This window comes from Sphingobium olei, assembly GCF_042678845.1.
Taxonomy (GTDB): Bacteria; Pseudomonadota; Alphaproteobacteria; order Sphingomonadales; family Sphingomonadaceae; genus Sphingobium; species Sphingobium olei.
Genome location: NZ_JBHTLS010000133.1, coordinates 202,130 through 209,072, shown reverse-complemented (window position 1 = coordinate 209,072; position 6,943 = coordinate 202,130). Strand labels below are relative to the sequence as shown.

Below are 6,943 nucleotides of genomic sequence, written 5' to 3'. Positions count from 1 at the left end.
TCAACATCCCGTTCTCGCCACTTGGTCAAACCACGCGGCCTCATAAAACTCCGGGATGAAAGGGGTCCTTTTTACACGCCGTTCACCCCCCGAACGGGGGGCCTATTGCACGCCGATCCTCAATCGAACCCATTTTGATTCCAGCGATGATGGACCGATTGATGGATTCATTTGTCAGACAATTAAATTTGTCATATTTTCCATCATCTTATTTTAGTAATTCGATTCCGGCTCGGCCTCCAAAATCCGGTCTTCCGGCCAGCCAGCGCTGCTCAGCTACATCCCTCCACATAGGCCAGCACCGGCATCGTGCCGACATGCATCATCGCGACCTTGCCGTCCCGGCCGATCTCGAAGCGCAGCGCCGCGTCGCCGCGCGCTGCATTGGGCGCGGTCAGATATTTGGCCGGTGCTTCCTCATACTTATGCGGCTCGGACCGGAAACCGGGAAAAGCGCCGACCACATCCGCCTCGCTCGATCCCACGCCGATCCCTTCGACCAGCTTCACGTCCGACCGCGTGCCCACGGTGATGCGGCGCACCTTGCCGCCCCCGACGATCGCATAGACGCCGGGATAGGCGGGCGAGCTGACGGTTCGGCAGGTGTCACCCGTCTGCGCGCCGCGCTCGGCCCAGCCGCTGTCCTTCGGCACTGGCGCGCCGATGCGCAACGTGCCCAGTCCCTCCAGCCCTAACATCTGCGACGCGGGGGAGGGCTGCGCCGCATTGGGCGCGGCGACATTATCCGGCTCGGGCAACGCCTTGTTCTCCACGGCATTGCCAGTCGCGACAGGCTGCGCCACGTTGGACTGCGGGGACCGATCCTGCTGCGAACAGGCGCAAAGCGAAAGCGCGCCGGCCACGGCGCAAAGGGCGATGGATATCTTCATGCCGCAACAACGATCCACATCTCCGGCGGCTCCCTAGCCTCTTCACTCCTCCAGCAGCGCACGCATCTCCGGAGACACAGGGGCACCCGTGCGCCCCAATTCCCCAAGCGTCGCCAGCGCCATCGCCCGATAGGGCGGCAGCAGGTCGGGGCAATCGCGCCCCATCGCCGCCAGATGATCGGCGATGGTAGCCACGTCGCCGCGCAGCAACGGCCCCGACAGGCCGGCAAGCCCCCGTTGCAGGCTGTTGTCCAGCGAAGCGCGCACCAGCGGAGCCATCAGCAACCCCGGCTCCGCCACGCCCGCCCGCGCCAGCGCTTCGCCCGCCCCGGCGATCAGAGTGACCAGATGGTTGGCCGCATGGCACAGCGCCGCATGGTAAAGACTGCGCTGCGCCTCGGCCACGGGCACCGCCACGCCGCCCAGCGCCGCCACCACCGCCAGCGCCATAGCCATTGCATCGTCCTCCGCTGCGGTCACCGCAAATCGCGCGCCGGCCATGCGGGCGACTTCCGCCGCCGGATCGCCGGTGAAGGTCATCGCCGGGTGGATCGCCGCCGTCAGCGCGCCATGCCCCGCCAGCGGCGACAGGATCGCCGCCCCGCTTCGCCCGCTGACATGAAAGACGAAACAGCCCGGCCGCACATGGGCGGCCAGCGCCTCCGCCACTGCCCCCACCGCATCGTCCGACGCCGCCAGCACGATCATCCCGCATTGCCGCGCCAGCGCATCCATGCCCGACGCGATCTCGATGCCTGCCACGCGCACCGCCGCCGCTTCCACCCGCGCCGCATCCCGCCCCCACAGCATCGGCGGCCCTGCCGAAGCCTGCGCAAGGCCCAGCGCCATCGCCTGCGCCACCCGCCCCGATCCGATGACGCCCACGCGCCGGTCTTTCACCATGCTGCTCACCCGCCCGGTCTAGCGCGCCCGCCCCTTTCCGGCCAGCCGCGCCGCAATTGTGCCTTCGCTCTCGACTTGTGCCGCGTGCCCCGTCTAAGCTGCGGCCCCATGATGAAGCTCTTTATCGGCAACAAGGCCTATTCCAGCTGGTCGCTGCGCGGCTGGCTCGCCTGCAAGCTCTCGGGCCTCCCGTTCGAGGAGGTGGTCGTTCCCCTCTATGACGAGGCGTGGGAGAAACGGCGCGAGGGCGACGAATTCGCGCCTTCCTCGGGCAAGGTGCCGATCCTGTGGGACGGCGACGACATCGTCGTGTGGGACAGCCTGGCCATCGTCGAATATCTGAATGAGAAGACCGGCGGCGATCGGTTCTGGCCGACCGATCCTGCGGCGCGCGCCATGGCCCGGTCGATGGCGGCGGAGATGCATTCGAGCTTCGCCGCACTCCGCCGCGAGCACAGCATGAACATCCGCCGCATCTTCGACGCGGTGCCGCCGTCGCAAGCGGTCGCCCAGGATCTGGCGCGCCTGATGCAGCTCTGGGCGCAGGCGCGGGCCCGCCATGGCGGCGACGGCGAATTTCTGTTCGGCCAGTTCGGCGCGGCCGACGTGATGTTCGCGCCGGTCGTCACCCGCCTCATCAGCTATCAGCTGCCCGTCGCGCGCTTTGCCGAAGCCTATATGCGCGCGATCATCGCCCATCCCTGGATGCAGGAATGGATCGGCGGCGCGCAGGCGGAGGATTGGGTGATCGACCGGTTCGAGATGCCGCCCCAGACTGCGTGACAGGAAGACCGTCTGACGTGAACGATCCAGCCCCCCAGTCGAAGGAAAGCCAAGCGGCGGAGGCCGCCGCCATCCGCCGCCGCTGGATCAGCCTTGGCGAAGGCGTGGCGGTGCTGGCGGTGCTGATCTCGGCTCTCACCCTCTACCTCAACTGGGCCGACAGGCGCGAGGAGCGCACGGAAAAGGCGGCGGAAAGCAGCAAGGCGTCCGCCCGCGCCGCGTCCCTCGTCCTGCGCGCCACTTCGGTGAAGGACGACCGCATCGCCATTGCGCCTGGAGACTCGGCGCAGATCATCCAGAGCCAGACCATCCTCTTCCCCACGCCGCTTGGCCTGGCACCTGTGGATACGAGCGGCGACGCACGGATCGAGGCCGACTGGTTCGACGGCGCGCTCAAAAAGGCGCGCGATCGCGCGAAACTGCCCGACGAGAGCGTCGGCGACGACAAGCTGCCGGTCGCCATCACCACCCGCTTCACCGCCGGCGGCGAGATGCATGAAAGCGTCGCGCTGTACGACATCGGCTATGGCATAGCGGGCGGCTGGATCGCCGGGCACAGCCTGTCGCTGCGCGGCCTCTCGCGGGTGGAAACGCTCAGTCGTAGTACCGCCCAATCGGCCATCGATGGCCGTTGGGCGCGGCTCGTAGCAAAACGGCCCTAGCCCTGCTTCTTCGCCTGAAACCTAAAAGCGTTTTGTTTCGGCTGCGGCCATGCCCGAAGGAAGGATCATGAACGCGCTCGGATCGATCGACCTCTTTCACGCCGTCGCCGGCCTGCTTGTGGGGACGCTCGTCGGGCTGACGGGCGTGGGCGGCGGATCGCTGATGACGCCGCTGCTCGTCCTCTTCTTCGGTTTTTCCGCCAAGACGGCGGTCGGCACCGACCTGCTCTTCGCCGCCATTACGAAGATCGCGGGATCGGCCGTCCATGGCTCGCGCGAGACGGTGGACTGGCGCATCGTGCGGCGCATGGCGATGGGCAGCGTGCCCGCCGCCATCATCGCCCTCATCCTGCTGCGCCATGTGGGCGAAGTCGGCCAGTCCACCGAAAGGATCATCCTCCTGTCGCTCGCCAGCCTGCTGGCGCTGACGGCGGTCGGGGTGATCGGCCGCAAATGGCTGTTCCGCCACCGCGACGTACTTGAAACACCCAGGTCGCGGGGCGCAATCGTCGCCAGCACCGTAATACTGGGCGCGCTGATCGGCGCGGCGGTGACCGTCTCCTCCGTGGGCGCAGGCGCGATCGGCGTCACCGTGCTGCTGGTCCTCTATCCCCGGCTCCCGGTGTCGCGGATCGTGGGGTCGGACATCGCCCATGCCGTGCCGCTGGCGCTGATCGCCGGGACCGGCCACTGGCTGATGGGCGACGTCAATGGGACGTTGCTCACCAACCTGCTGATCGGATCGATCCCCGGCGTGATCGTCGGCAGCTATCTGTCTTCCCACGCGCCCGACCGCGTGCTCCAGCCCCTGCTGGCTGTGGTGCTCGCCGTCTCGTCCTGGCAATTGTTCGTGAAGGCGCGCGCCACGCCGGACGCCCCCGCCATCCACGCCGCCGCGCCGCGCTCCACCCATAGCTGACGGCAAAAGGCCCGGCCGCTCCATCGGAGCGCCGGGCCTTTTCAACTTGCCTTCGATGGCGGCTGTTTAGCCGACGATTTCTTCGGGCTTGAAGAAATAGGCGATCTCGGTCGCGGCATTTTCCTCGCTGTCCGAACCATGGACCGAATTGGCCTCGATCGATTCCGCCAGCTCCTTGCGGATCGTGCCGGCGTCGGCGTTGGCGGGGTTGGTCGCACCCATGATGTCGCGGTTGCGCTTCACGGCGTCCTCGCCTTCCAGCACCTGCACGACGACCGGGCCGGAGATCATGAAGGCGACGAGGTCGGCGAAGAAGGGGCGTTCCTTGTGCACGGCGTAGAAGCCTTCGGCCTGTTCGCGGCTCATGCGGATGCGCTTGGACGCGACGACGCGCAGGCCCGCTTCCTCCAGCATCTTGGTGACCGCGCCGGTCAGGTTGCGACGGGTGGCGTCGGGCTTGATGATCGAAAAGGTGCGCGTGACGGCCATGGCCCTCAATACTCCGGACTGTTGGAAAGTTGCGCGCCCTTTAGACGCGGGACGGCCAGGCCGCAAGGGGGGTGCCGAGAGTGCGGCTGCGCGGGGCTGCATAATGGCTGGAACGGGTGGCTTCCCGCCATCGCCATGATCGTCACCCTGAACTTGTTTCAGAGTCTATTTCTCCGGATCACGCTTTGGCTCATTGGGAGAAATGGATGTTGAAACAAGTTCAGCATGACGAATGAGGTTAGGACAGCCCTTGCCAACGTCGATGGTTAGTTAACCAACCCTAAGGCCCCTGCACCCACTTCCGTCCCTCCTGTCGCCAGAACCTCGGCTCCACCCCTTCCGCCTTGCTCAGCGTGCGCCAGTTCGTCCGCGCGCCGTCGATCGTGTCGGCGTCGAAGAAGTAGAAGGCGCGCTCGAAGCCCAGTGCCTCGTCACGCCATACCCCGTCCGCCAGCGCCACATGCCGCGCGCCGTTCGCCGCGTCGCAGCTTTCGCTCAGGAGGATCGGCTGGTTGCTCTCGCCACCCTCGCCCGCGCGGCCATGCGCCAGGAAGCTCTCCGGCGGCCCGGCCCACAGTCCTTCGGAAATGCGCGCCAACCGATCGGGCTCCCCCGCCACCACCAGCAGCCGCGCGCCCAGCCCCAGGATGCGGCCCGCAATGGCGGGCAGCACCTGTTCCACCGGATCGCGGCTCAACTGGTAGAAATCGACCTGCATCAGCGTTCGTAATGATCCGCCACGAACCGGTCGATCAGGCGCACGCCGTAACCGGTCGCGCCCTTGTCCCAGGTGCCGCCCGGCTTGTCCGCCCACACCATGCCGGCGATGTCGAGATGCGCCCATTTGACGCCATCCTCGATGAAGCGCTTCAGGAACTGCGCCGCCGTGATCGACCCGGCATAGCGCGGCCCGATATTCTTCATGTCTGCGATGGGGCTGTCGATCAGCTTGTCATAGGCGGCCGACAGCGGAAAGCGCCACAGCGGATCGCCTACCGCCTGCCCCGCCGCGATCAGGTCGGCCGCAAGGCCATCGTCATTGGAGAAGATGCCCGCATATTCATTGCCCAGCGACACGATCATCGCGCCCGTCAGCGTGGCGAGATCGACGATCACCTCCGGGTTGTAGGTCCGCTGCGCCCAGGTCAGCGCGTCGCACAGCACCAGCCGCCCTTCCGCGTCGGTGTTCAGCACCTCGATCGTCTGCCCCGACATGGAGGTGACGATGTCGCCCGGGCGCTGCGCATTGCCGTCCGGCATATTTTCAACGAGGCCGCAAATGCCCACGACCCGAGCCTTGGCCTTGCGCCCGGCCAGCGCCTTCATCGCGCCCGCGACCGCGCCCGCGCCGCCCATGTCCCACTTCATGTCCTCCATGCCCGCCGCCGGCTTGATGGAGATGCCGCCGGTGTCGAAGGTCACGCCCTTGCCCACGAACACCACCGGCTTTTCCGCCGCGCCGTTGGTGCCGTCCCATTCCATCGCCAGCAGCCGTGCCTCGCGAGGTGACCCCTGCGCCACGCCCAGCAGCGATCCCATGCCCAGCTCCTCCATCGCCGCCTTGTCCAGCACGGTGATCTTGACGCCCAGGTCGGCGAGATGCCGGCACCGCTCGACGAAGCTTTCGGGATAGAGGATGTTCGCCGGCTCCGACACCAGTTCGCGGGTGAAGGCGACGCCGTCCGCGATCGCCGCCTGCGCCTGCCATGCGCTGTCGGCGCCCTCCGTCACGATCGTCAGCGTCTTGAGCGTGGGCTTCGCCTTCTCGCTCTGGCGCGTGCGATAGGTGTCGATGCGCCAGCCGCGCAGCCGCGCGCCGAACGCCAGCGCCGCCGCAACCTCCGCGCTCGCGCCGCCGACGAACTCGACCGCCGCATGGGCCGCCCCGCTGGTCGCCAGCTTCGCCGTCAGCGCCGCGCCGGCCTTCTCCGCGTCCTGCGCGCCGCCGCCGCCGGTGCCGAGCAACAGCACGCGCAGCGTCTGTTCGCCTTCCGCGACGAAGCTCTCGAAGCTCGTCCCCGCCTCGCCCGTGAAGCGCGAAGCGGCCGCGCCCGCCGCCAGCGTCGCCGCCGCGCTCAGCGGCAGCGCATCAAAACCCCCCTTCTGCACGGCAAGGACCAGCGTGTCTGCGTCGGGGCGGGTCGGGCTGAACTGAATATCCATCGGGGCTCTTTTTCCTCTTGTCGGGCCAGCGGCGGGAACCGCCTTGCTGTCTGCCAGATAGTGCGCTTTCGCAGGGAGGCAAAGCCGTTCGACCGATTTTGCTGACCGTGCCGGTGCGGCAGCGATTGCGGACG

General features: G+C 67.4%; 8 protein-coding genes. 3 read left to right on the top strand and 5 right to left on the bottom strand.

Annotated features, from left to right (window positions below; genetic code table 11):
* Positions 1–272: 272 nt before the first annotated feature.
* Both ACFQ24_RS17900 and ACFQ24_RS17895 read right to left on the bottom strand, forming a co-directional pair.
* The gene (locus tag ACFQ24_RS17900; RefSeq protein ID WP_380913697.1) at positions 273–890 is read right to left on the bottom strand and encodes a hypothetical protein; all 618 of its coding nucleotides are present in this window, start codon (positions 888–890) and stop codon (positions 273–275) included.
* 42 nt (positions 891–932) lie between these two features.
* The gene (locus ACFQ24_RS17895) at positions 933–1,793 is read right to left on the bottom strand and encodes a Rossmann-like and DUF2520 domain-containing protein (RefSeq protein WP_380913712.1); all 861 of its coding nucleotides are present in this window, start codon (positions 1,791–1,793) and stop codon (positions 933–935) included.
* A gap of 108 nt (positions 1,794–1,901) precedes the next feature.
* Here ACFQ24_RS17895 and ACFQ24_RS17890 point away from each other — a divergent pair, with 108 nt between their 5' ends.
* The 3 genes from ACFQ24_RS17890 (at position 1,902) to ACFQ24_RS17880 (ending at position 4,157) form a co-directional block, all read left to right on the top strand.
* Positions 1,902–2,576, top strand: coding sequence for a glutathione S-transferase family protein (locus tag ACFQ24_RS17890; protein WP_380913695.1), 675 nt, complete (start codon positions 1,902–1,904; stop codon positions 2,574–2,576).
* 17 nt (positions 2,577–2,593) lie between these two features.
* Positions 2,594–3,238, top strand: a complete 645-nt coding sequence (locus ACFQ24_RS17885) for a hypothetical protein (protein WP_380913693.1) — start codon at positions 2,594–2,596, stop codon at positions 3,236–3,238.
* A 67-nt stretch (positions 3,239–3,305) separates the two neighbouring features.
* Positions 3,306–4,157, top strand: a complete 852-nt coding sequence (locus ACFQ24_RS17880) for a sulfite exporter TauE/SafE family protein (protein WP_380913691.1) — start codon at positions 3,306–3,308, stop codon at positions 4,155–4,157.
* A 66-nt stretch (positions 4,158–4,223) separates the two neighbouring features.
* Here the strand turns inward: ACFQ24_RS17880 and ndk are convergent, their stop codons facing one another.
* The 3 genes from ndk to ACFQ24_RS17865 form a co-directional block, all read right to left on the bottom strand.
* Positions 4,224–4,646, bottom strand: a complete 423-nt coding sequence (ndk, locus tag ACFQ24_RS17875; protein WP_380913689.1) for a nucleoside-diphosphate kinase — start codon at positions 4,644–4,646, stop codon at positions 4,224–4,226.
* A gap of 280 nt (positions 4,647–4,926) precedes the next feature.
* On the bottom strand, positions 4,927–5,364 hold the full coding sequence (locus tag ACFQ24_RS17870; RefSeq protein WP_380913687.1) for a DNA polymerase III subunit chi: 438 nt from the start codon (positions 5,362–5,364) through the stop codon (positions 4,927–4,929).
* Positions 5,364–6,809, bottom strand: a complete 1,446-nt coding sequence (locus tag ACFQ24_RS17865; RefSeq protein WP_380913685.1) for a leucyl aminopeptidase — start codon at positions 6,807–6,809, stop codon at positions 5,364–5,366. Before ACFQ24_RS17865 ends, ACFQ24_RS17870 begins: the two co-directional genes overlap by 1 nt.
* Between the last annotated feature and the right edge of the window lie 134 nt (positions 6,810–6,943).

Coding starts and splice junctions, on each gene's coding strand:
- ACFQ24_RS17900 (WP_380913697.1), bottom strand. CDS start 890: ATGAAGATATCCATCGCCCTTTGCGCCGTGGCCGGCGCGCTTTCGCTT.
- ACFQ24_RS17895 (WP_380913712.1), bottom strand. CDS start 1,793: ATGGTGAAAGACCGGCGCGTGGGCGTCATCGGATCGGGGCGGGTGGCG.
- ACFQ24_RS17890 (WP_380913695.1), top strand. CDS start 1,902: ATGATGAAGCTCTTTATCGGCAACAAGGCCTATTCCAGCTGGTCGCTG.
- ACFQ24_RS17880 (WP_380913691.1), top strand. CDS start 3,306: ATGAACGCGCTCGGATCGATCGACCTCTTTCACGCCGTCGCCGGCCTG.
- ndk (WP_380913689.1), bottom strand. CDS start 4,646: ATGGCCGTCACGCGCACCTTTTCGATCATCAAGCCCGACGCCACCCGT.
- ACFQ24_RS17870 (WP_380913687.1), bottom strand. CDS start 5,364: ATGCAGGTCGATTTCTACCAGTTGAGCCGCGATCCGGTGGAACAGGTG.
- ACFQ24_RS17865 (WP_380913685.1), bottom strand. CDS start 6,809: ATGGATATTCAGTTCAGCCCGACCCGCCCCGACGCAGACACGCTGGTC.